At 65.8% G+C, this 360-nt stretch carries 1 protein-coding gene; it reads left to right on the plus strand.

Annotated features, from left to right (window positions below):
- On the plus strand, positions 1-360 hold a 360-nt coding region (locus tag AB4Y34_RS42110), incomplete at both ends, for a secretin N-terminal domain-containing protein (protein ID WP_368719338.1).

A 360-nucleotide genomic window follows, 5' to 3' on the forward strand; every position in this document is an offset into this window, starting at 1 on the left:
ATCAGGCGCTCAAAACCCTGCAGTCCGCGCTGCGCATGCAGGGGTTCGCGCTCGTGCAGGATCATGGCGTGCTGAAAGTGGTGCCCGAGGCCGACGCCAAGCTACAGGGCGTGCCGACCTACGTCGGCAACGCGCCGACGGCGCGCGGCGACCAGGTCGTCACGCAGGTCTTCACGCTGAGGAATGAGTCGGCCAACAATCTGCTGCCGGTTCTGCGTCCGCTGATCTCGCCTAACAACACGGTCGCGGCCTACCCCTCCAACAATACGATCGTCGTCACCGACTACGCCGACAACGTGCGGCGCATCGCCCAGATCATCGCGGGTGTCGATAGCGCGGCCGGCCAGGCGGTTGCAGTCG

This window comes from Paraburkholderia sp. BR10954, assembly GCF_040965775.1.
GTDB classification, from domain to species: domain Bacteria; phylum Pseudomonadota; class Gammaproteobacteria; order Burkholderiales; family Burkholderiaceae; genus Paraburkholderia; species Paraburkholderia youngii.